The organism is Pseudomonas mandelii (genome assembly GCF_900106065.1).
Taxonomy (GTDB): Bacteria; Pseudomonadota; Gammaproteobacteria; order Pseudomonadales; family Pseudomonadaceae; genus Aquipseudomonas; species Aquipseudomonas mandelii.
The window spans coordinates 485863-506667 of sequence record NZ_LT629796.1; the positions used below are offsets into that span (position 1 = coordinate 485863).

Annotated in this window: 20 protein-coding genes and 3 pseudogenes; 14 read left to right on the plus strand and 9 right to left on the minus strand. The window is 58.3% G+C overall.

The genetic code is table 11. From position 1 onward, the window contains the following. The first annotated feature begins 116 nt into the window (after nt 1-116). The 3 genes from BLU63_RS02095 to BLU63_RS02105 all read left to right on the plus strand — a co-directional run bounded on the left by BLU63_RS02095 (nt 117) and on the right by BLU63_RS02105 (nt 2189). On the plus strand, nt 117-305 hold the full coding sequence (locus BLU63_RS02095; RefSeq protein ID WP_017337097.1) for a hypothetical protein: 189 nt from the start codon (nt 117-119) through the stop codon (nt 303-305). Between the two features lie 220 nt (nt 306-525). After that, nucleotides 526-1242, plus strand: coding sequence for a TorF family putative porin (locus tag BLU63_RS02100; protein ID WP_010462029.1), 717 nt, complete (start codon nt 526-528; stop codon nt 1240-1242). A 77-nt stretch (nt 1243-1319) separates the two neighbouring features. Then, a complete protein-coding gene (locus BLU63_RS02105) occupies nt 1320-2189 on the plus strand; it encodes a DUF6279 family lipoprotein (protein ID WP_010462030.1) in 870 nt (289 codons plus the stop codon). A gap of 125 nt (nt 2190-2314) precedes the next feature. Here BLU63_RS02105 and BLU63_RS02110 read toward each other — a convergent pair whose 3' ends face one another. Then, complete coding sequence (locus tag BLU63_RS02110; protein ID WP_077749140.1) at nt 2315-2704, minus strand: transcriptional regulator; 390 nt, start codon at nt 2702-2704, stop codon at nt 2315-2317. A gap of 176 nt (nt 2705-2880) precedes the next feature. Between BLU63_RS02110 and BLU63_RS02115 the strand changes: the two genes are divergently transcribed. Beyond that, nucleotides 2881-3615: a DUF899 domain-containing protein gene (locus BLU63_RS02115; protein WP_083374778.1), complete on the plus strand. Its 735-nt coding sequence runs from the start codon at nt 2881-2883 to the stop codon at nt 3613-3615. Between the two features lie 6 nt (nt 3616-3621). Here BLU63_RS02115 and BLU63_RS02120 read toward each other — a convergent pair whose 3' ends face one another. Beyond that, entirely contained in the window at nt 3622-3951 is a 330-nt protein-coding gene (locus BLU63_RS02120; RefSeq protein WP_077749142.1) for a hypothetical protein, read from the minus strand. Nucleotides 3952-4093: 142 nt separating this feature from the next. Here BLU63_RS02120 and BLU63_RS02125 point away from each other — a divergent pair, with 142 nt between their 5' ends. The 3 genes from BLU63_RS02125 to BLU63_RS02135 all read left to right on the plus strand — a co-directional run bounded on the left by BLU63_RS02125 (nt 4094) and on the right by BLU63_RS02135 (nt 5825). Continuing rightward, nucleotides 4094-4369 carry a hypothetical protein gene (locus tag BLU63_RS02125; RefSeq protein ID WP_083374779.1) on the plus strand — a complete coding sequence of 92 codons (276 nt, stop codon included), beginning with the start codon at nt 4094-4096 and terminating at the stop codon, nt 4367-4369. A gap of 259 nt (nt 4370-4628) precedes the next feature. Continuing rightward, nucleotides 4629-5213, plus strand: coding sequence for a papain-like cysteine protease family protein (locus BLU63_RS02130; RefSeq protein ID WP_010462038.1), 585 nt, complete (start codon nt 4629-4631; stop codon nt 5211-5213). A 12-nt stretch (nt 5214-5225) separates the two neighbouring features. After that, a complete protein-coding gene (locus BLU63_RS02135) occupies nt 5226-5825 on the plus strand; it encodes a hypothetical protein (protein ID WP_010462039.1) in 600 nt (199 codons plus the stop codon). Nucleotides 5826-6056: 231 nt separating this feature from the next. On the opposite strand, the gene BLU63_RS02140 is transcribed toward BLU63_RS02135, so the two are convergent. Continuing rightward, complete coding sequence (locus BLU63_RS02140; protein WP_008153197.1) at nt 6057-7403, minus strand: DEAD/DEAH box helicase; 1347 nt, start codon at nt 7401-7403, stop codon at nt 6057-6059. Nucleotides 7404-7596: 193 nt separating this feature from the next. Between BLU63_RS02140 and BLU63_RS02145 the strand changes: the two genes are divergently transcribed. Next, nucleotides 7597-8895 (plus strand): mechanosensitive ion channel family protein, encoded by a 1299-nt coding sequence (locus BLU63_RS02145; protein ID WP_010462041.1) that lies wholly within the window; start codon nt 7597-7599, stop codon nt 8893-8895. 40 nt (nt 8896-8935) lie between these two features. Here the strand turns inward: BLU63_RS02145 and BLU63_RS02150 are convergent. The 5 genes and pseudogenes from BLU63_RS02150 to BLU63_RS02175 all read right to left on the minus strand — a co-directional run. After that, nucleotides 8936-9271: pseudogene (locus tag BLU63_RS02150) on the minus strand (hypothetical protein); the annotation flags it as partial. Between the two features lie 13 nt (nt 9272-9284). Beyond that, nucleotides 9285-10586 carry an ISL3-like element IS1411 family transposase gene (locus BLU63_RS02155; RefSeq protein WP_011920678.1) on the minus strand — a complete coding sequence of 434 codons (1302 nt, stop codon included), beginning with the start codon at nt 10584-10586 and terminating at the stop codon, nt 9285-9287. Between the two features lie 106 nt (nt 10587-10692). Beyond that, nucleotides 10693-11226 (minus strand): annotated as a pseudogene (locus BLU63_RS02160) (EamA family transporter); the annotation flags it as partial. Nucleotides 11227-11561: 335 nt separating this feature from the next. Continuing rightward, entirely contained in the window at nt 11562-12161 is a 600-nt protein-coding gene (locus BLU63_RS02170) for an FMN-dependent NADH-azoreductase (protein WP_010462046.1), read from the minus strand. A 237-nt stretch (nt 12162-12398) separates the two neighbouring features. After that, nucleotides 12399-12713, minus strand: a complete 315-nt coding sequence (locus BLU63_RS02175; RefSeq protein ID WP_010462048.1) for a hypothetical protein — start codon at nt 12711-12713, stop codon at nt 12399-12401. A gap of 49 nt (nt 12714-12762) precedes the next feature. On the opposite strand from BLU63_RS02175, the gene BLU63_RS02180 reads away from it, so the two are divergent. The 5 genes and pseudogenes from BLU63_RS02180 to aqpZ all read left to right on the plus strand — a co-directional run bounded on the left by BLU63_RS02180 (nt 12763) and on the right by aqpZ (nt 18046). Continuing rightward, entirely contained in the window at nt 12763-13686 is a 924-nt protein-coding gene (locus BLU63_RS02180; RefSeq protein WP_010462050.1) for a LysR family transcriptional regulator, read from the plus strand. Between the two features lie 14 nt (nt 13687-13700). After that, nucleotides 13701-14506, plus strand: a pseudogene (locus BLU63_RS02185) (alpha/beta fold hydrolase). 3 nt (nt 14507-14509) lie between these two features. Continuing rightward, complete coding sequence (locus tag BLU63_RS02190) at nt 14510-15070, plus strand: peptidylprolyl isomerase A (protein ID WP_010462054.1); 561 nt, start codon at nt 14510-14512, stop codon at nt 15068-15070. An 85-nt stretch (nt 15071-15155) separates the two neighbouring features. Next, nucleotides 15156-16988, plus strand: coding sequence for an ABC transporter ATP-binding protein (locus BLU63_RS02195; protein ID WP_010462056.1), 1833 nt, complete (start codon nt 15156-15158; stop codon nt 16986-16988). A gap of 362 nt (nt 16989-17350) precedes the next feature. Next, entirely contained in the window at nt 17351-18046 is a 696-nt protein-coding gene (gene aqpZ / locus BLU63_RS02200) for an aquaporin Z (protein WP_010462058.1), read from the plus strand. A gap of 15 nt (nt 18047-18061) precedes the next feature. Here the strand turns inward: aqpZ and BLU63_RS02205 are convergent, their stop codons facing one another. Then, nucleotides 18062-19186, minus strand: coding sequence for a GNAT family N-acetyltransferase (locus BLU63_RS02205; protein WP_010462060.1), 1125 nt, complete (start codon nt 19184-19186; stop codon nt 18062-18064). Between the two features lie 284 nt (nt 19187-19470). Between BLU63_RS02205 and BLU63_RS02210 the strand changes: the two genes are divergently transcribed. Then, complete coding sequence (locus tag BLU63_RS02210) at nt 19471-20787, plus strand: putative porin (RefSeq protein ID WP_010462062.1); 1317 nt, start codon at nt 19471-19473, stop codon at nt 20785-20787. The last annotated feature ends 18 nt before the right edge of the window (nt 20788-20805 follow it).

Genomic DNA, 20805 nt, shown 5'->3' on the forward strand with positions numbered 1-20805 from the left:
AATAATAGCTTGTGATTAATGCCGCCCCTGCAATGTGTATTTTGAGGGGATATTAGCCAAGCAATTGTCAAGTATTTCCTGTACGATGCCTGGCCAAGTTAATTTTCTACAGGTTAATGGCCGCCATGCGTGTAAAAGCATCCAACAGCAAAGCAAAGCCAGCTCCAGCCGTTGAAACCAGCGAATCGATCAACAACCAGATCGCTGCGTTCCTCAAGTCCGGCGGCGAGATCCAGCAAATTGCCAAAGGCGTGAGCGGCCAGACGTTCGGCCCGTCCAAGCAGATCACTTTGGGCAAGAAGTAAAACTCCCCCAAAGATCCGCCGCGTCACCTGGTCCGTAAGCGCTTTGAGCTTCGAAGCGCTTGGACTGGAACCTCCCCGCAACACCCCGCCAAACACATCAATATTTCAAAAATCGACGAACGGCCTTCAATGCCGAGCATTCGCCGGTATGCTTGCACACGTCTAGATCAAGCGTTTCAGTAGGTTTTTGTTCCTGCTCCTCGCGGTCATGGAGTGACGCATGCTCAAACCCTCCCATTTATTGCTCGGCACCCTGCTGTCGTGTTCGGTCGCCAACGCGCAAATCTTCCAGCGTGAATTGGGCGATTTCGATCTCAAACTCGGCACCACCCCCAGCCGCAGCATGGCCCAAGGGCTGGTCAAGCCCGCCAGCACCGGTTCGTTCCACGGTGGTCTCGACCTGAGCCATGACAGTGGCTTTTACGCGGGGCAATGGGCGCCGAGCATGGGTTTATCCCCTGGGGCCAACCTTGAAGTCGACTCCTACCTGGGCTTTAAACAGCCTTTCGATAATACCCTCGGGTACGAAGTCGGCATGATCCATTACAGCTACCCGAAAGTGGACACCCTCGACAGCCAGGAGTTTTTCGGTGGCCTGACCTTTCTCGGCAGCCGTTTCGGCGCAGCCTTCAGCAACGACCCGGACAAACAGAACAGCACCGTCTTCGCCGACCTGGGCGGCAATCAGCCGTTCGGCATCGGGATCAGCATGAAATACACCACCCACCAACTCAACACGCCAGCGTCGGTCGACGGCGGCTATATCGGCAGTTTCACCGATTGGTCGGTGCAACTTTCCCGGCCGTTCATGGGTGTCGACCTCAACCTGATCTACAGCGATTCAAGCCTCAGCGGCAGCGACTGTTCCGCCTACTCCGGGCACAACAGCCAGTGCGACGGGTTGGTCACCCTCAAGGCCGAGCGCCCCTTCTATTGATCGGCTGAACTGCCGGGCCCATTCTGCGTTCACATAAGAATCCATTAAAGAAGCCAGATCTTCGCAAGGATTCGCCCATGTCGCGCTGGTTAAAGTATCTCGCCCTCATCATCACGCTCAGCCTGGCCCTTGGCGCGTGTAGCCGCGTGGGCCTGGCCTATCGCAACCTCGACGTGATCATTCCGTGGACGCTCAGCGATTACCTGGACATGAACGGCGAACAAAAAGGCTGGTTCAACGAGCGCCTCAAGGAACACCTGAGCTGGCACTGCACCACGCAACTGCCGGGCTACCTTGACTGGCTGGACCGCTTGCAGGCGATGGTCGAGACCAACCAGGTCACCGACGACGCGCTGCAAACCCGCACTCAGGAAGCCAAGGACGCCATCGCACAGACCGCCCGGGAAATCACCCCTTCGGCCATCGAATTGTTACAGGGGCTGGATGACAAGCAAGTCGCTGAAATGAACGACGCCTTCGCCAAGGATCAGCGCAAGCGCCAAGACGATTACGTCAAACCGACGCTCGATCAGCAGATCAAGGAACGTAGCGAGCGCATGCAAAAACGCCTGAATGACTGGCTGGGCCCGCTCAGCCCGACTCAGAGACAACGGGTGGTGACATGGTCGAACGCCTTGGGTGACCAGAACACGCAATGGATCGCCAACCGAGCGCATTGGCAGAAGCAATTCAGTGCGGCCGTTGCGCAGCGTCAGAGTCCGGAATTCCCACAGAGAATCGAGACGCTTCTGGTGAATCGTGAGAGTTTATGGACGCCAGCGTACCGTCAGGCCTATGCCAACACTGAAGCGCAAGCACGAGGATTGTTTGTGGATTTGATGGCCGAGAGTACGCCGCCTCAACGTCAGCGGCTGTTGAAAAAGATTGGAGGGGTGCGCAAGGACTTCAACGATTTGAAATGCCTGAAAGCCGCGCAACAAGGCTAAGCCCAACACAGGTCAAAATGTGGGAGTGAGCCTGCTCGCGATGATGGAGTATCAGACAACGACGATGTCGACTGACACTCCGCAATCGCGAGCAGGCTCACTCCCACATGGGTTTCAGGTGGTCTTCAGGCAATCTGCGCCTTCGACGCCACCTCATCAAACGTCAGCGCATCCAGAGCATCTTCCTGCTCATCCAATACCTGCCGCGGATGGTCATTACCCGGAATGCTACTGTCGATCAGGCTCAACAAACTCGAGCCACGCGGCGTCAAAATGTAATTGGAGCCGGTGCCGCCCTGTTCTTCGGGTCGAGACTCGATATAGCCGCGCTCCAGCAGTAATTTTTCATACTCGCCGGCCACCGCTTTCAGGTGATCCAGATTTTCAGTCTGTTCGCCTTCCGACGCTTTCTCCGCCGCATGCTGCTCGGCATACGGGCGCGGCGTGAAACTGGCCTCACCGCGTTGCACTTCGTGCAGCAAGCGTTCAATCAAATCCCAGTTGTAAGTGGTCATCCTGATTCAACCTCCAAAGCCTGTGAGAGAGGGCCTTCTTAAGTTGTGACCTACACGCTGCGCAGCCGTTCAGCCGAGTTTTTTGCGGCTGCCGACCGACGGCATGTCGAATTGGACGCAAGTCAAACGACTAGCCTCTGTAAGTCACCTCCCAGCCTTGCGAAGGAGAAAACCTGATGAACGTTCAGAATCATCCCGTCGTGTCCCGCGAAGAATGGCTCGCCGCCCGCAAACAACACTTGGCCCACGAAAAAGCCTTCACAAAGGAACGGGACAAGCTCAGCGCCGAACGCCGCGCCCTGCCCTGGGTGAAAATCGACAAGGACTACCACTTCCAGGGCCCTAACGGCGAACTGAAACTCGCGGACCTGTTCGGCGGCCGTAGCCAACTGGTCATCTACCACTTCATGTTCGCGGCAGGATGGGACGAAGGCTGCCCCGGCTGCTCGTTCCTGTCCGACCACATCGACGGCGCCAACCAGCATCTGGCTCATCACGACGTTGCAGTGGTGGCCGTTTCCCACGCACCGTTCGCCGAATTCCAGGCTTTCAAACGGCGCATGGGCTGGAAGTTTGATTGGGTGTCGTCAGAAGGCTGCGATTTCAACTACGACTTTGGCGTCTCTGCCCGGGCCGAAGATGTCGCTGCCGGCAGAGCCACCTACAACTACGAAAAATCCGACGGTGCCGAGGAAGAACTCCCCGGCCTCAGCGTGTTTTATCGCAATGAAGCGGGCGAAATTTTTCATACCTACTCCACTTATGCTCGTGGCCTAGACATGTTGGTAGGGGCCTATAACTACCTCGACCTGACGCCGAAGGGCCGTAATGAAGAGGAAATCATGGAGTGGGTGCAGCACCACGATCGGTATGACGACAAGGCTTCAGGAAGCTGCTGCCATGGGGGATAGTGCGCGTTAGAACACATAACAACTTTCAGGCCGCGATGTCTCGAACCGCCACGACCGGATCACACCATCGGCCGTGGTGTACACCGAGTAACTGCAATCGAATAGCCAGTTGAAGTAGTAACGATTGCCATCGCCCTCGACCACTCGTTCATAGCGGTGTTCGTGATTGTTTGGGGACCACAGCATGAGCTGACAGCGAGCATCGCAAGGTTTGTTTTCGAGATCGGGCATCGGCTGCCCGACCAGGCTGTTGGCGCTGTCGATCCATGCTGAACGAGAAGGTCCGCAAGCTGATAGCGACAGGAAAAGTACCATCAACACTACTTTTGGAAGCATGTTCGATCCTTGGGCACAGGAAAAAGGGGAGAAAGGCTAAGCATCCACGAAATCCCGGTCGATCCACCACTGCGCCACTGAACTTTTGCCGTACTTCGGCCCTCAACCGGTTAACCCGTCTTAACCCGGACTGAGGCTCACAATGAAAACCCTGCTGAAACTCACCCTCGTCACTACTCTCGCCTGCGCCTTCCCTGCCTGGGCCTGCACTCCCGAAGAAGCCACAGCCAAGCGCGAACAACTGGCCAAGGAAGTGACCAAACTCACCGAGCAGAACCCGGCCAAGGCCAAAGAAATTAACGCCGAGCTGCAGAAGATGGATTTGGGCACCGCCAGCGCGGATCTTCCCGACAAATGCCAGCTGATTGATCAGCGGCTGAAAGAGCTGAAGACGGCGGACAAAAAGGCCGAGAGCTGAAACCAGGGATTGCAGCCTTCGGTCACTCCTACGCAAAAATGACGCTTCTTCCGGCGCTGCCAAAGGCGCCGTCCTTTCGATCCGGAATTTGCACTAGTGCATTTAATTATTTGCACAGACGCATATATCTGCCTAAGGTTACCCCGAGCCCGGATCGGAGCCGGCCATCCAACATGGCAAACCGCATACGCCGATCGCTCAGCCACACCGCTACATACCCACTAGCTGGACGCTAGTTTTCACTCATGGAGGATTGAAAATGTTAACCACTGAAGCCACGTCATTCACCGGCGAAACCCTGCCAAGGTGCCTGACCGGTCATCTGCTCAACCCGCAACTGTCCGATGTCGAATCGGCTGCCCCCCTCAGCGCACTGGCTGCTGCCAGCCTCAACTTCACAATGCAGAAGCAAACCCAGACCAACTGGTGCTGGGCGGCGGTTTCCGCCTCGGTCGGCAACTATTACGGCACCGGGTCCTGGACCCAATGCGGCGTGGCCACCACTGCGCTGGACCGCAACTGCTGTAATCAACCGGGGCCGTGTAACGTGTATGGCTATCTGGATACAGCCCTGAGAATCACCCGCAGTTTCAACGGCATGAATCAGGGTTCGCTGCAGATGTCGGCCATCCAGAATCAGATCAACATGGGCCGACCGATCGGTTTGCGCTGTGCCTGGTTCGGTGGCGGTGCGCACTTCCTGACGATCTATGGCACCAACGGCAACTACGTGCTGGTCGCAGACTCGATCTACGGCTACTCGACCCGAGCGTTGAACTCCTTCCCCGGTTCTTACAACGGCGGCGGCAACTGGACCAACACTTACTTCACCGTTAAAAACTAGGAGGGCGACATCATGCAACTGACTTATCCAAAGGCGCCTTCCAACGGCGTACAGACATTGCGTCCGGCGCTTCAAGCCGCCCTGCAAACCCAAGGCTTCGGCGTCAATCGCCAGTTTGCCAGCGCCACGCCCGGCAACATCAGCCTGAGCGAGGCCTACCGTGGTTACTCGCTCAGCCTGGAGGACGTGAGCCAGGGCAAAGGCCTGAAAGACGCCAAAGTCGGCGATTGGCATTACCTGGTGTTTTCCAATGGCGTGACGATTGCCGATGCGCAATTGGCCGACGTCCGCGGCCATGTCGAGTTCGCCTCGCTGAACCATGGGGCCATCGCCGCTGCGACGGTCGGGGCGTTGAAACTGGCGGAACAGTCGCCGCAACTGCAGGGTAAAACCGTTGAGCTGCGGGTGCTGTTTGTTTCGGCGCTGCACTTGGTGGCGATCTGGCTGCATGCCGACACTGAAGACGTGCTGATCCCGATTGAGCCGACGCCAAAGGAACTGGCGGTCACACGGTTGTACGGCGAGGCCGAGCTGCTCACGCTACTCAAACCGAAGGCTGATCAAGCCAAACAACGCTTTGATGCGGACACCAGTGGGCTGTTGGGGAGCTGACAAACGCTGGAGATAAAAAAACCCGGACACTTGTCCGGGTTTTTATTGGATCGCTACGGCTAAAACCAGTCAGTCAGAAGCAACACGGATCCTGTGGCGAGGGAGCTTGCTCCCGCTGGACTGCGCAGCAGTCCCTTCTTTTCAGGGCCGCTTCGCGCCTCAGCGGGAGCAAGCTCCCTCGCCACAAGGTTTTGTGTTCGCCATACCTACCCTAACTGACCTGACAACGCCTTATTCAGCAGCCGGTGCTTCCGGCTTGCGGCGCTTGAGCGGCGCCATGCCGTCCTTGCTGACCAGCGACAAAGCGTCGGTCTTCGGACGGTTGGCGATTTTGCGCTTGGTCGGGGCCTTGGCGCCGGTTTTCTTCTTGTCGCCCTTGGCGTCGACCTTTTTCTTCTTCACGCCAACGGCTTTGCCCGAGGCCTTGACCTTTTTCGGTCCGCCGTAGGTGCCTTTGACTTCCTTGATGGTGCGGCGCTCGAAGCTCTGCTTGAGGTAGCGCTCGACGCTCGACATCAGGTTCCAGTCGCCGTGGCAGATCAGCGAGATGGCCAGGCCATCGTTGCCGGCGCGGCCGGTACGACCGATACGGTGAACGTATTCGTCGCCGCTGCGCGGCATGTCGAAGTTGATCACCAGGTCCAGGCCTTCCACGTCGAGACCGCGAGCGGCGACGTCGGTGGCCACGAGGATTTTCACGCCGCCCTGCTTCAGGCGGTCGATGGCCAGCTTGCGGTCTTTCTGGTCTTTGTCACCGTGCAGCACGAACGCTTTGTATTCCTGCGCCACCAGGCGGCCGTAGATACGGTCGGCCATGGCCCGGGTGTTGGTGAACACGATAGCCTTCTGATAGGTCTCGTTGGCCAACAGCCAGTTGACGATCTGTTCTTTGTGCTGGTTGTGGTCAGCGGTGATGATCTGCTGACGGGTGGTCGCGTTCAGATCGCTGACGTTGTTCAGCTGCAAGTGTTCCGGGTTGTTCAGGACTTTGGCGACCATCTCGCGCAAGCCCGAACCACCGGTGGTGGCCGAGAACAGCATGGTCTGCTGACGGTTGGTGCATTCTTCCACCAGACGCTGCACGTCTTCGGCAAAACCCATGTCGAGCATGCGGTCGGCTTCGTCGAGGACCAGCACTTCAACTTCTTTCAAGTCGAGGTTGCCGGCGTTCAGTTGCTCGATCATCCGGCCCGGCGTACCGATCAGGATGTCCGGCACTTTGCGCAGCATCGCGGCCTGGACCTTGAAGTCTTCACCACCGGTGATCAAACCGGACTTGATGAACGTGAACTGCGCAAAGCGCTCGACTTCCTTGATGGTCTGCTGGGCCAGCTCGCGGGTCGGCAACAGAATCAGGGTCTTGATGCTGACGCGGACTTTGGCCGGGCCGATCAGACGGTTGAGGATCGGCAAAACGAATGCAGCGGTCTTGCCGCTACCGGTTTGCGCTGTCACCCGCAGGTCACGCCCTTGGAGCGCCAGCGGAATAGCCGCTGCTTGCACAGGCGTTGGCTCGACAAATTTAAGCTCGGCCACGGCTTTGAGCAGGCGTTCGTGCAGGGCGAATTGGGAAAACACGGGTGCTACCTCGAAGAAATACAAAAAAACAGCTGCATAGGGTAACGGTTTCGAGCGCCGAGGCCGAGTTTCTTTATGCAAACGGCGGTAAACAGTGGCTTTTTTGTTGCCTGATTTGTCTCAAAACGTCATGCAAAGCGTCTTAGATGCTCTAATCGCCCCGTCGCGTCCTACAGAAGAACCGGTTTTACCCATGGATATCAAACAGCTCTGGCTCAACGCCCAAGACCTCTGGGGTGCCCTCGATCAGCACCCGCTCCTGCATTCCAGCCTGGCACTGATCCTGCTGCTGGTGGTGGCGCTGGTCCTCGGACGAGTGGCGCGCTACCTCATTATTCATGCGACCAAAATGCTCGGCCGGCAACCGGCCTTGCACTGGGTCAACGACTTTCGGCATAACAAGGTCTTTCATCGCCTGGCACAGATGACGCCGTCGCTGGTGATCCAGTTCGGCCTGCACCTGGTGCCGGGGCTGAGCAAGACCAGCCTGATATTCCTCGGTAACGTCGCGCTGGCGTTCACCATTCTGTTCCTGATGCTGTCGGTCAGCGCCCTGCTCAGTGCCCTGCTGGACATCTACGCGCGCACCGAACATGCCCGTACCCGGTCGATCAAAGGCTACGTGCAACTGACGAAAATGGTCCTGTACGTGTTTGGCGCGATCATCATCGTCGCCACGCTGATCGACCGTTCGCCCCTGTTGCTGCTGTCCGGCCTGGGTGCCATGTCGGCAGTGATTCTGTTGGTCTACAAGGACACGCTGCTGTCGTTCGTCGCCAGCGTGCAACTGACCAGCAACGACATGCTGCGGGTCGGCGACTGGATCGAGATGCCGCAAGTCGGTGCCGACGGTGACGTGGTGGATATCACGCTGCACACGGTGAAAGTGCAGAACTTCGACAAGACCATCGTTTCGATACCGACCTGGCGCCTGATGTCCGAGTCGTTCAAGAACTGGCGCGGCATGCAGCAGTCCGGCGGACGACGGATCAAGCGCAGCCTGTTCATCGATGCCAGCGGCGTGCGATTCATCCGTGATGACGAAGAGTTGAAGCTGAGCCAGGTGCATCTGCTGACCGACTACATCGGCCGCAAACAGGCGGAGCTCAAGGCCTGGAACGAGGCGCAGGGCAACGTCGCGGCAATGTCGGCCAACCGTCGGCGGATGACCAACATCGGGACATTCCGCGCCTATGCGCTGGCCTATCTGAAGAGTCATCCGGAGGTTCAGCCGAGCATGACCTGCATGGTCCGCCAGATGCAAACCACCGCGCAGGGTATTCCGCTGGAAATCTACTGTTTCACCCGCACTACAGCGTGGGCGGATTACGAGCGGATTCAGGGGGATATTTTCGATTACCTGCTGGCGGTGCTGCCGGAGTTCGGATTGAGCCTGTATCAGCAGCCGAGTGGCGGGGACTTGCGGAGCGGGTTGCTCCCGGCCATGTTAGGCGCGAGCCACATTCCCGAGCCCGAAAAACACATCATGTAGCCCACCGAACTGATCATTCCCACGCTCCGCGTGGGAATGATCATGCGATAGCTGGCCTGCGTACACCCAACCGACTGATCCACACCGCCATCAAAATCACCGATCCGCCAAAGAACAACCGCCCCAGCTCTTCATGCTGATTCCAGATCAACAGATTGATCAGCAACCCCACCGGCACATGCAGGTTGTTCATCACCGCCAATGTTCCACCGTTCACCATACAGGCGCCCTTGTTCCACCAGTACAACCCCAGCGCGGTCGAGACCAGGCCGAGGAACACCAGCACACCCCATTGCAGCGGCGCCTCCGGCAGGAAATTCTGTTTGCCGAACATCAGGAATGCCGGTAATGCCACCGCCAGCGCGCCCAGGTAAAAGGGCTCTTCGCATTTAAGGGTGTAGCTGATTTCTAAACCCTCCTGACTTCAGCAAGCACCTGGCTATGTAATTGGTTAAATTTCTAAAGCCCAAGGCGGTACCTCGTAAGTGCTCAAGTCGCCCGTTGATAGCTTCTGTTGGACCGTTGCTGGTTCCTGGCCGGTCGAAGTAGGCAAGGATGCTCTCAGCGTATTTTTTCAGCGTTTCCCCCAAGCCTTTCACCTCGATGAGCGCTTTGGGCAAGTCGCTGGCTGTAATGATATTTATGACCTCTTCCATGAGTTTTTTACCACGTTTTCGATCCGGCTCGTTGTAGGCGCTGACCACCCGTTGGTACATGCTCCAGGTGCAATCCACTTCGAGGTGGTGCTCATCTGCAAACAGCTGGAACAGTTGCTTTTTGTTGGCGTCAGACAGGTAGCTGATCCGAGTCAGTAGCGTTCGACGGCTTTTGTAGAGCGGGTCATTTTTACGCCCTCTGCGGCCCAGGATGTCGTGTTGCACACGCCGGCGGCATTCATCCAGCATGTTGCTTGCCCAGCGCACGACATGGAAAGGATCCAGCACGGTTTGGGCTTGAGGCAGGGCTTCTTGCGCTGCAGATTTAAACCCCGTAAAACCGTCCATGGCAATGCTTTCGATCTGGTCACGCCACGATTTGGGGCGACTCTGTAGCCATTGCTTAAAGGCTTGTTTGGAGCGGCCTTCCAGCACATCGAGCAAGCGGGCCGGCCCGTTTTTGTTACGCACGGGCGTAAGGTCAACCACGATGGTGACGTACTTGTCACCACAGCGTGTATGTCGCCAAACATGCTCATCCACGCCCAGCACGGTCACACCGTCAAAACGTGTCGAGTCATTAAAAAGCAGGCGCCGTCCTTCGTTGATAATGGCATTATTAGCGGTGTGCCATGCAACATCAAGCTGGCTCGCAACACGAGATACCGACAGATGATCCAGCACGATGGCAGCTAATGCCCAGCGTATCGCCCCATATGAAAGCTTTGAACGTGGAGGTGCTGCACTGTTTGTATCTTCATGCCAGAAACAGCCGCAAGCACAACGCCAGCGACGGATACGCAGCAGCAATCTGGTTGGTCGTTGTCCGTAAGGTGTGTGAGCAAGATGCCTATCGACAGTACCGCGTGAAACACCAGCAGCCCCGCACTTGGGGCATGGCTCGGGTGCTTTGGTTAAACGACATTCGATGACGGCGCGCTCTGCACAAAGATGTTGTCCAGTGGCAGTCAGGCCGAGGTTATTCAGTTGGCAAAAGCTGGAAAGATCAGGGCTAGAAAAGGTAAGATTGTTCACGTCGGGGGCTTAGTTTTTGTTGGTGTGAGAGCTTACATTTTCTAAGATCCTCGACTCCTTTTCCAGCCGGTCAGATTTTTTCTACACCCTTAAATGCGAAGAGCCGGTAAAAGTAGCCGAAGCGTCGGTAATGCGGCAGATCGCTCGGATGGCGCGCCACCAGATGTTTATAAAGCACTTGCCCGGCGGCGTAGGTGAAGTTGGCCAGTTGCAGCAGCAGGAAGCCCATGAAGAAATCCGGGTTGATCCGGTCGTAACGAATCACCGCCGCACCGAGCACCGCCACCAGTGCGGCCACCAGCGCCCACGGATTGAAGCGCCGATTCAAGGCATCTTCGATCAGGGTCACGTGCAGCGGTGTGAGGATGGTGAACAGCAACACTTCCGGCACGGTCAGCACCCGGAAGCTCAGGTACAGGCAGACGTAGGTCACGCCGAACTGCAGCGCGCCGATCAACAGCATGCCGCGCATGAACGCCGGCTCGACTGAACGCCAGCGCGTCAACGGGATAAATACCAGCCCGGCCAACAAAACCCGCACCAGCACCGCGAAGTAACTGTCGACATGACCGGCCAGGTACTCGCCGATCAGACTGAAGGAAAACGCCTGGATCAGCGTGACAAAAAGTAGATAGCCCATGCTCGCCTCGTTTCGAATGGCGGCGACGATAGCGGGTTTTGCAGGCGATCACGAGAACACATTGATCCCTGTAGGAGCGAAGCTTGCTCGCGAAGATGCTGTGTCAGCCGCTATCTATGTTGGATCTGACATCGTCTTCGCGAGCAAGCTTCGCTCCAGGTTCGTGTTCAACCCCAAAAATCCCAGGCAAAAAAAAGCCCGATCTCGCTAAAGCGTTCAATCGGGCGACAGCACTCAGGAGCAACAAGTGCAAAGGGAGGTTCGATGCGCGTAAAGCCTTGAAGGGGTTGCGCCAGGCCACTTGAACATCAAGGGATTATCTGGCGATTAAAGCCTCAGGCCACCTGGGAAAGCTTGGCGTTGGCCTGGTTCAAGCCTTTCTCCTGGAAGTCACCGCCCAGGTTCATGCCTTCGGCGTGAATGAAGGTCACGTCGTGAATCCCGATGAAACCCATCACCTGACGCAGGTACGGTTCCTGGTGATCGGCGGTGCTACCGGCGTAGATCCCGCCGCGAGCGGTCAGCACGTAGGCGCGCTTGCCGCTGAGCAAACCTTGCGGGCCGGTCTCGGTGTACTTGAAAGTCACGCCGGCACGCAGCACATGGTCGAGCCAGGCTTTGAGGGTGCTGGGGATCGCGAAGTTGTACATCGGCGCGGCCATGACCAGTACGTCAGCGGCCAACAGTTCGTCGGTCAACTCGTTGGAGCGTTCCAGGGAGACCTGTTCAATGTCGCTGCGCTGTTCGGCGGGTTTCATCCAGCCGCCCAGCAGATTGATGTCCAGGTGCGGCACCGGGTTGACGGCGAGGTCACGCACGGTGATCTGGTCGTTCGGGTGAGCGGCTTTCCACTGGCTGATAAACGTCTGGGTCAACTGACGGGAAACCGAGTCTTGCTGACGGGCGCTGCTTTCGATGATCAGAACGCGTGACATGGGATGTAGGCTCCATCTGAGAATGCTGTAAGGCGATGGAGTGAAGGTTAAACAGAGTCATATCGATGAAAAAGCGCAAATAACTGCTATAACCCATCAATAAATTCGTTTATAAGCTGATCATGCCCTGCACCTGCAGGAGCAAGGCGTGCCCGTGAAGGGGCCGGTGTCATTCAACATCCATGTCGACTGGCACACCGTCTTTGCGGGCAAGCCTCGCCTCTACAGGGTTTTATGTCATTTGGGGGTGCAGCTCAGGTTGATGCGCATCTTGATGATGGTGCGGGTGAACTTGGCGGTGGCATTTTTGTGTTTGCCAGCGGCCACTTCGATAGAGCGGGTGCGCGGCGCTTCCGGGCCATTGTTGAAAACCACCTTGCAGATCGCATCGGTATCGCCGTAGTTGTTGACCTGAATGGATGCGATGTCGTTATCCGTGTCGTGGGCGTTGTAGTCGATCTTCATGCCGTTGAGGTTTTTCTCCACATCAATCGGGTAAGCAAACGCAGTCAGCGGCAGCAGCGCCAGCACCAAACAACAGAATTTTTTCATTCAGCAGTCTCCAATAAGGACTGCCAGCTTAGGACAAGAGGAGCTATTCATGAAAGCGCCCCGCGTGACCCTTGATCAATGGCGAACATTGCAAGCCGTGGTCGACCACGGCGGTTTCGCCCAGGCCGCCGAAGCGCTGCACCGCTCGCAATCGTCGGTGAGCTACACCGTGGCGCGTATGCAGGACCAGCTCGGCGTGCCGCTGCTGCGCATCGACGGCCGCAAAGCGGTGCTGACCGAAGCCGGCGGCGTGTTGTTGCGCCGCTCGCGGCAACTGGTGAAACAGGCCAGTCAGCTGGAAGACCTGGCCCACCACATGGAGCAAGGCTGGGAAGCGGAAGTGCGGCTGGTGGTCGATGCGGCTTACCCGAGCGCCCGCCTCGTCCGCGCGTTGACCGCGTTCATGCCGCAGAGCCGTGGTTGCCGGGTGCGTCTACGCGAAGAAGTGTTGTCGGGCGTTGAAGAAGTACTGCTCGAAGGCGTGGCCGACCTGGCCATCAGTGGTTTCAGCATTCCGGGCTACCTGGGCGCGGAGTTGAGCGACGTCGAGTTTGTCGCGGTCGCCCACCCCGAACACGCCTTGCATCGCCTCAACCGCGAACTTAATTTCCAGGACCTTGAAAGCCAGCTGCAAGTGGTCATCCGCGACTCCGGTCGCCAGCAGCCACGAGACGTCGGCTGGCTCGGCGCCGAACAGCGCTGGACCGTCGGCAGCCTGGCCACCGCGGCGACGTTTGTCAGCAGTGGCCTGGGTTTCGCCTGGCTGCCCCGGCACATGATCGAACGCGAACTCAAGGAAGGCACGCTCAAGCTGCTACCGTTGGACCAGGGCGGCAGCCGCAACCCGAGTTTTTATCTGTATTCGAACAAGGACAAACCCTTGGGCCCGGCGACACAAATCCTGATCGAACTGCTGCGCACCTTCGACACCGCGCCGCTGGATGCGCCGTTCGCCGCCCCTGAACAAGCCTGACACGGAGTATCCGCATGGCCTATTTCGAACATGAAGGTTGCAACCTGCACTATGAGGAATACGGTCACGGCACGCCGTTGCTGCTGGTCCACGGGCTGGGTTCCAGTACCCTGGACTGGGAAAAGCAGATCCCGGCGCTGTCAGCCCATTACCGTGTAATCGTTCCGGATGTGCGCGGTCACGGTCGCTCCGACAAACCCCGGGAGCGTTACAGCATTGCCGGGTTCAGCGCCGACCTGGTCGCCCTGATGGAACACCTGAACCTCGGCCCCGCGCATTACGTGGGCTTGTCCATGGGCGGCATGATCGGTTTTCAACTGGCCGTGGATCAGTCGCACATGCTTAAAAGCCTGTGCATCGTCAACAGTGCGCCGGAGGTCAAGCTGCGCACCCGCGACGATTACTGGCAGTGGTTCAAACGCTGGAGCCTGATGCGTGCCCTCAGTCTGGGCGCCATCGGCAAGGCCTTGGGTGCCAAGCTGTTCCCCAAACCCGAACAAGCTGATTTGCGCCAGAAAATGGCCGAGCGCTGGGCAAAAAACGACAAACATGCTTATCTCGCCAGCTTCGATGCCATTGTTGGCTGGGGTGTTCAGGAACGACTTTCCAAAGTCGCCTGTCCAACCCTGATCGTCACCGCCGACCGCGATTACACGCCGGTCTCGCTGAAGGAAACCTACGTAAAACTGCTGCCCGATGCGCGGCTGGTGGTGATCGCCGATTCCCGCCACGCCACCCCGCTGGATCAACCCGAACGCTTCAACCAAACCCTGCTCGAGTTTCTCACCGCAGTCGACACCCCCTCACTCAGGATCACTGACCCATGCTGAAAAAAATCGCCCTCGTCGCCGGCTCCGTTCTGTTTGCCGCCAACCTGATGGCCGCAACGCCCGCCGCCAAGGCGCCGCACGTATTGCTGGAAACCACCAACGGCCAGATCGAAATCGAACTGGACCCGGTCAAGGCACCGATCAGTACCAAAAACTTCCTTGATTACGTCAACAGCGGCTTTTACAACAACACGATTTTCCACCGCGTGATTCCTGGCTTCATGGTCCAGGGCGGTGGTTTCACTCAACAGATGCAGCAAAAAGAAACCAAGGCGCCGATCAAGAACGAGTCCAAGAACGGCCTGCATAACGTGCGTGGCACGCTGTCAATGGCCCGCACCTCGAACCCGGATTCGGCCACCAGCCAGTTCTTTATCAACGTCAAGGACAACGATTTCCTCGACCAGGGCGATGGCTATGCCGTGTTCGGAAAAGTCGTCAAAGGCATGGATGTGGTGGACATCATCGTCAATTCCCCGACCACCACCAAAGGCGGCATGAAAGATGTGCCGGCCGACTCTGTTTTCATCAAGTCGGCCAAAGTGATCAACTAATCTGCACAGGAGTGCTTGAGCGGCTGCCGGCATCCGGCGCCGCTCATATCGTTTAAAGGAGAGCCCGCGCGCGGGCGGAGAACTGATGCTTTATCGCCGTTTCGAGAAACTGATCGACATATTCCGCGACGCTCCGACGGCGGCTCCGCCAGATCGGGTTCTCCCCTTCTATACCTATTACTTGAAGCAGGTCTGGCCGAGTTTCGCCGCCCTGCTGATTGTCGGCCTGTTCGCCTCCTTGATCGAAGTCGCGCTGTTCAACTACCTGAGCCGCATCATCGACCTGGCCCAAGGCACGCCGAACCCCGATTTCTTCCAGGACCACGCACTTGAACTGACCTGGATGGTGGTAGTGACCCTGGTTCTGCGACCGATTTTCTTCGGCCTGCACGACCTGCTGGTGCACCAGACGCTGAACCCTGGCATGACCAGCCTGATTCTCTGGCAGAACCACCGCTATGTCCTCAAACAGAGTCTGAACTTCTTCCAGAACGACTTCGCCGGGCGCATCGCCCAGCGCATCATGCAGACCGGCAACGCCCTGCGCGATTCCGCCGTGCAAGCGGTGGATGCCCTGTGGCATGTGCTGATCTACGCCATCAGCGCGCTGGTGCTGTTTGCCGAAGCCGACTGGCGCCTGATGATCCCGCTGACGACCTGGATCGCCGGGTTCATCGGCGCGCTTTATTACTTCGTGCCGCGGGTCAAGGACCGCTCAGTGCAATCCTCCGATGCGCGCTCCAAACTCATGGGACGGATCGTCGACGGCTACACCAACATCACCACCTTGAAGTTGTTCGCCCATACCAACCATGAACAGCAATACGCCAAGGAAGCCATCAAGGAGCAAACCGAAAAAGCCCAACTGGCCGGGCGCGTGGTCACCAGCATGGACGTGGCCATCACCAGCATGAACGGCCTGCTGATCGTCACCACCACCGGCCTGGCCCTGTGGCTGTGGACGCAGTCGCTGATCTCGGTGGGCGCGATTGCCCTGGCGACTGGCCTGGTGATTCGTATCGTCAACATGTCCGGCTGGATCATGTGGGTGGTCACCGGCATCTTCGAAAACATCGGCATGGTCCAGGACGGTTTGCGGACCATCGCCCAACCGGTCAGCATCACTGACCGCGATCAGGCCAAACCGCTGGCCGTGCCCCGAGGCGAAGTGCGTTTCGAGCACGTGGATTTTCACTACGGCAAGAAGAGCGGAATCATTGGCGACCTCAACCTGACGATCAAGCCCGGTGAGAAAATCGGCTTGATCGGGCCATCCGGCGCCGGCAAATCGACCCTGGTCAACCTGCTGCTACGCCTCTATGACGTGCAGGGCGGGCGAATCCTCATCGATGGGCAGAACATCGCCGAAGTCGGCCAGGAAAGCCTGCGCGAGCGCATCGGCATGATCACCCAGGACACCTCGTTGCTGCACCGTTCGATTCGCGACAACCTGCTTTACGGCAGACCCGATGCCACCGACGCCGAGCTGTGGGAAGCGGTGCACAAGGCGCGCGCCGATGAATTCATACCGTTGCTGTCGGACGCCGAAGGCCGTACCGGTTTCGATGCGCACGTGGGTGAGCGCGGGGTGAAACTCTCCGGCGGCCAGCGTCAGCGGATTGCGATTGCTCGTGTGCTGCTCAAGGACGCACCCATCCTGATCATGGACGAGGCGACCTCGGCGCTGGACTCGGAAGTCGAAGCGGCGATCCAGGAAAGCCTGGAAACCCTGATGCAGGGCAAAACCGTGATCGCCATCGCCCACCGACTCTCGACCATCGCCCGGATGGACCGGCTGGTGGTGCTGGAAAAAGGCAAGATCGCCGAAACCGGCACCCACGCCGAACTGCTGGCGCATGGTGGATTGTATGCGCGGCTGTGGCAGCACCAGACGGGTGGGTTTGTCGGTATCGACTGATATCGTGAGATCACCACCGAACCTGTGGGAGTGAGCTTTTGTGGCAAGGGAGCTTGCTCCCGCTCGGCTTCGCAGCAGTCGTAATTTCAGGCGGCCTGGTTTTTCTGACACTGTGGAGTTTTTGCCATGGGGACAGCTTCGCTGTCCAGCGGGAGCAAGCTCCCTCGCCACAAGCGCCCTCTAAATCCACCAAAAAACCGCCACAGCCTGCTAACCACAGGCCCTGGCGGTTTTTTGTGGCCGCTGGAAATCCGCAGAAACCCTGCTGTACTCAGCCAAGGTTCTGGAGATGAGCCTGTCGTAAGTCTGCAGGATGCATCACGCGATACAGTCTCGATAGGTCGCCTATCAAGGACGCTCTCATGTCGCTGTTCAAACGTTCTGTCACTGAGTTGTTAGGTACGTTCTGGCTGGTATTGGGGGGTTGCGGCAGTGCGGTGCTCGCTGCTTCTTCGCCCCTCGGAATCGGGGTACTGGGTGTGGCCATCGCGTTTGGTCTCACCGTGTTGACCATGGCCTTCGCCATCGGCCATATCTCCGGTTGCCACCTCAACCCTGCCGTCTCCGTCGGCCTGTGCGTCGGCGGTCGGTTCCCGGCGCGGGAATTGCCCGCGTACATCATCGCCCAGGTGATTGGCGCCATTATCGCCGCCGCGCTGATCTACTACATCGCCAGCGGCAAGGAAGGCTTCGACCTCTCCGCCGGCCTGGCGTCCAACGGCTACGGCGAACACTCCCCGGGCAAGTACTCGATGGCCGCGGGCTTTGTCTGTGAACTGGTGATGACCGCGATGTTCGTGCTGATCATCCTCGGTGCCACCGACAAACGCGCGCCCGCCGGGCTTGCACCGATTGCCATCGGCCTGGCCTTGACGCTGATTCACTTGATCTCGATTCCCGTCACCAACACTTCGGTCAATCCGGCCCGCAGCACCGGTCCGGCGCTGATGGTCGGTGGCTGGGCCATCGCGCAATTGTGGATGTTCTGGGTGGCACCGCTGTTGGGCGCGGTGATCGGCGGCGTGACCTATCGCTGGCTAGGCAAGGAAGGCACTTGAGGCCACGGGCGAGGATCATGCTTGCCGATAAGGCAACGCGGTCCTCGCTTCCTCGGCATAGGCCAACACCCCAAGACGCTCCTGGTGAAGGAAGTCTTTGACCGCGGCTTTCAGTCCCGGATGACGCAGATAGTGCCAGGAATGGGTGATCACCGGTTCGAACCCGCGAATCAGCTTGTGTTCGCCCTGGGCGCCGGCGTCAAAACGCTGGAAGCCATTGGCAATCGCGTAGTCCATGCCCTGGTAGAAGCAGGTCTCGAAATGCAGGCGGTCGAACTCCGCCAGGCAGCCCCAGTAACGCCCGTAAAAACTGTCGCCGCCCACCAGACTGAAGGCCATGGCCACGGGTCGTGAACCTTGCTTGGCCAGCACCACGCGAATGGCTTCGGGCATGCGCTCGGCCAACAGACTGAAAAATTCCCGCGTCAAATAGGGCCGTTGCCTACGCACTGCGTAGGTATTGGCGTAGCAGGCATAGACAAAATCCCACTGCGCCTGATCCAGTTGCTTGCCTTCCAGCCATTCGAACTCAATACCCTGCCCCGCCACTTGCTCGCGCTCTTTGCGCATCTGTTTGCGTTTGCGCGAACTGAGGACGTCGAGGAAGTCTTGAAAGTCCCGATATCCGCGATTCTGCCAGTGGTACTGACAGCCGATCCGCTGCAACCAGCCGGGTTGTTCGGCCAATGCCGCATCGGTGAAAGGGTCTGTGAAGTTGATGTGGGCGCTGGAGAGTTCTTCGATTTCAAGGTAGCCCGGCAGGCTCTTCAGTAGTTCAAAACCGTCCTCGACATTACGCGCCAGCAACCGTGGCCCACTGACCGGGCTGAACGGCACGGCGGTCAACAGCTTCGGGTAATAGTCGATGCCGGCACGCTCGCAGGCATCGGCCCAGGCGTGATCGAACACGTACTCGCCGTAGGAATGCCACTTGCGGTAACTGGGTAACGCGGCGATCAGACGCCCTTCTTCGAGGTGCAACAGATGCTCGGGCTGCCAGCCGGAATGGGGGCCGAGGCTGCCGCTGTCTTCCAGCGCACTGAGAAAGGCATGGCGTAGAAACGGCTGATTCTCCGGCACCAGGGCATCCCACGTGCGCGGACCAATATCGGACAGGCTTTCCAGACGTTGCAGCGGCATTGACACCCTCTCGACTTCTTCGCGTAACAGCCCGGCGAGTATCGCCTATCGCCCGCCATTACACATCCGTCAAAACCGCCTGACAGGGTTCTGGATCAAAAGTTCATACGGTCTTTGTATCGTCATCGAGACGCCATCACTTTGCCACCGCTCTGTAATAAACCATCGCGATACTGGCGCCAGTTTTTAGAGCGTCGGGTTCTACCCGGCCACTGTTTCCGTCCCTCAACGGTCGGTTGTGTCCCGGATGGCTCAGTCATCCCCTTACATCTTCGGAGATTGATATGCGTCTTGCTTCCACGAAAACTGCGGCGGCCCTGTGTGGCGGTCTGCTGCTGGCCATGAGTGTTCCGGCCAGTGCCGCAGTCGACGCCAAACTGCTCGACATGCTTAAGGCAAACGGCTCGATTACCAATGCGCAATACAGCGAACTGCAAGCCGAGCTGGCCAGGGATCAAAAAGATCAGCAAATCGCCCGTCAGGCTCAGCAAGAGACCAACGAGCAGATCGCGGCCACCGCGAAGAAAACCAATGAGCTGAGCACCTTCGACCAGAAACTGGCCTGGGCTGCCAAGACCCAATTCAAGGGCGACGTGCGTTTCCGTCAGGAAACGGTCAAGAACGATGGTGTCTCGAACAACCGGGACCAGGACCGTCAGCGCGTTCGTGCCCGTCTGGGTGCCTATACCGAAATCAACCCGCAAGTCGACACCGGTATCCGTATCGCCACCGGCAACAACGACGACGCGCGCTCCACCAACCAGAGCCTGGACAACTACTTCGACAAGAAGTCGATCTGGCTGGACCAGGGTTACGTCGACTACCACCCGGACGCGATCAAGAACCTGCACATCGTTGGCGGCAAGATGCCACAGCAATGGGTGAGCATGGGCGACATCATCTGGGATAGCGACATCAGCCCTGAAGGTCTGTCCGTGTCGTATAAATACCCGCTGGGCGCCAGCACCGAGGTGTTCGGTAGCGCCGGCCACTACACCCTCAAGGACAACGTCGACGGCGACGGCGTGCAGTTCAAGCACGACTTGCGTCTGTACGCCGGCCAGTTGGGCGCGCGCTTCGCCCTCACCGACAACCTGAAACTGACTCTGGGTGGCAGCGTCTACGGCTACGACAACGACGACGACATCACCGCCGGCGGCACCAGCATCCCGTCCGTACTGGCCACCAACGGCAACACCCCGAACGAGCAATTCAAACTGTACGAAGGCTTTGGTCAGATCGACATCACCGGCCTGCCACTGCCGCTCTCGCTGTACGGTCAGTACGTCAACAACAAAGACGCCAGCAACGATCAGGATTCTGCCTGGCTGGCCGGTGTAAAGACCAAGTTCTATGGCTTCGCCGTGGACTACAACTACCGCGACGTGCAGCGTAACGCCGTGGTCGGCGCCTTCACCGACTCCGACTTCGCCAACGGTTTCACCGGTTCGCGTGGCAGCAAGTTGAAAGTGAGTTACGAGCTGGACAAGAACTTCGCCCTGGGCGCGACGTACTTCATGGCTAACTCTGACTACACCAACGCCAACCTCAAGGATTCGGACATCAACACTCTGCAATTGGACGCCGAAGCCAAGTTCTAAGCAGTACCGCTCCACGCC

What these genes read in the sequence shown, in the direction of transcription:
- BLU63_RS02170 (WP_010462046.1), bottom strand. Translation starts at nt 12,161, where the DNA reads ATGTCACGCGTTCTGATCATCGAAAGCAGCGCCCGTCAGCAAGACTCG.
- BLU63_RS02115 (WP_083374778.1), top strand. Translation starts at nt 2,881, where the DNA reads ATGAACGTTCAGAATCATCCCGTCGTGTCCCGCGAAGAATGGCTCGCC.
- BLU63_RS02195 (WP_010462056.1), top strand. Translation starts at nt 15,156, where the DNA reads ATGCTTTATCGCCGTTTCGAGAAACTGATCGACATATTCCGCGACGCT.
- BLU63_RS02205 (WP_010462060.1), bottom strand. Translation starts at nt 19,186, where the DNA reads ATGCCGCTGCAACGTCTGGAAAGCCTGTCCGATATTGGTCCGCGCACG.
- BLU63_RS02095 (WP_017337097.1), top strand. Translation starts at nt 117, where the DNA reads ATGGCCGCCATGCGTGTAAAAGCATCCAACAGCAAAGCAAAGCCAGCT.
- BLU63_RS02130 (WP_010462038.1), top strand. Translation starts at nt 4,629, where the DNA reads ATGTTAACCACTGAAGCCACGTCATTCACCGGCGAAACCCTGCCAAGG.
- BLU63_RS02145 (WP_010462041.1), top strand. Translation starts at nt 7,597, where the DNA reads ATGGATATCAAACAGCTCTGGCTCAACGCCCAAGACCTCTGGGGTGCC.
- BLU63_RS02125 (WP_083374779.1), top strand. Translation starts at nt 4,094, where the DNA reads ATGAAAACCCTGCTGAAACTCACCCTCGTCACTACTCTCGCCTGCGCC.
- BLU63_RS02180 (WP_010462050.1), top strand. Translation starts at nt 12,763, where the DNA reads ATGAAAGCGCCCCGCGTGACCCTTGATCAATGGCGAACATTGCAAGCC.
- BLU63_RS02110 (WP_077749140.1), bottom strand. Translation starts at nt 2,704, where the DNA reads ATGACCACTTACAACTGGGATTTGATTGAACGCTTGCTGCACGAAGTG.
- BLU63_RS02210 (WP_010462062.1), top strand. Translation starts at nt 19,471, where the DNA reads ATGCGTCTTGCTTCCACGAAAACTGCGGCGGCCCTGTGTGGCGGTCTG.
- BLU63_RS02190 (WP_010462054.1), top strand. Translation starts at nt 14,510, where the DNA reads ATGCTGAAAAAAATCGCCCTCGTCGCCGGCTCCGTTCTGTTTGCCGCC.
- BLU63_RS02175 (WP_010462048.1), bottom strand. Translation starts at nt 12,713, where the DNA reads ATGAAAAAATTCTGTTGTTTGGTGCTGGCGCTGCTGCCGCTGACTGCG.
- BLU63_RS02100 (WP_010462029.1), top strand. Translation starts at nt 526, where the DNA reads ATGCTCAAACCCTCCCATTTATTGCTCGGCACCCTGCTGTCGTGTTCG.
- aqpZ (WP_010462058.1), top strand. Translation starts at nt 17,351, where the DNA reads ATGTCGCTGTTCAAACGTTCTGTCACTGAGTTGTTAGGTACGTTCTGG.
- BLU63_RS02120 (WP_077749142.1), bottom strand. Translation starts at nt 3,951, where the DNA reads ATGCTTCCAAAAGTAGTGTTGATGGTACTTTTCCTGTCGCTATCAGCT.
- BLU63_RS02135 (WP_010462039.1), top strand. Translation starts at nt 5,226, where the DNA reads ATGCAACTGACTTATCCAAAGGCGCCTTCCAACGGCGTACAGACATTG.
- BLU63_RS02105 (WP_010462030.1), top strand. Translation starts at nt 1,320, where the DNA reads ATGTCGCGCTGGTTAAAGTATCTCGCCCTCATCATCACGCTCAGCCTG.